This is a genomic window from Bradyrhizobium sp. UBA2491 (assembly GCF_002341725.1).
Classification (GTDB): Bacteria; Pseudomonadota; Alphaproteobacteria; order Rhizobiales; family Xanthobacteraceae; genus Bradyrhizobium.
Genome location: NZ_DDOP01000041.1, coordinates 1,017 through 1,665, shown reverse-complemented (window position 1 = coordinate 1,665; position 649 = coordinate 1,017). Strand labels below are relative to the sequence as shown.

General features: G+C 70.0%; 1 protein-coding gene. It reads left to right on the top strand.

Annotated features, from left to right (window positions below):
* A partial coding sequence (locus tag B2W55_RS12760) for a serine hydrolase (protein WP_291532228.1) occupies nucleotides 1-472 on the top strand: 472 nt, incomplete at its 5' end.
* Nucleotides 473-649: the final 177 nt, after the last annotated feature.

The following is a 649-nucleotide window of genomic DNA, read 5'->3' as shown; positions in this document are numbered from 1 at the left end:
CGCCGCCAATCTGCTGCTGGCGAGCTTCGGCGGCCCCGCCGCCCTGACGGCTTACCTGCGCTCGCTGGGCGATCCGGTCACGCGTCTCGATCGGGTCGAGCTGGATCTGAACATCGTCAAGCCGGGCGAGCAGCACGACACCACCTCGCCGGCCGCCATGGCGCGGACACTGCAACGGCTGCTTCTCGGAGATGCGCTGTCGGAGCCCTCGCGCGCACGGCTGACCGGCTGGATGGCCGGCGCGAAGGACGCCGCAACGACCCGGCTGCGGGCCGGACTGCCGCAGGGATGGCGGATCGCCAACAAGCCCGGCACCTGGAAGGGCATCGCAACCAACGATGTCGGCGTGATCTGGCCGCCGGGCCGCGCCCCGATCGTGGTCGCAGCCTATCTCGCGGACGCGCCGACGCCTGTCGCGACGCAGGAAGCCATTCTTGCGGAGATCGGCCGGATCGTAGCCGAAGCCAGCTAGCGCGGGCTAGAACCAGATCTGCATCGGCAGACCATGCGCATCCAGCGGCCGCGCTCCTTCGGGAACGCAGCCAGTCGGTTCATGCGCGGCAATGGCCACCGCGCAGGCATCGAGTACGTCGTCGCGTTTGGCGCCGGAGCCGATCCGCGTCACGGTGAGCCAGCGATCGATCTCGCG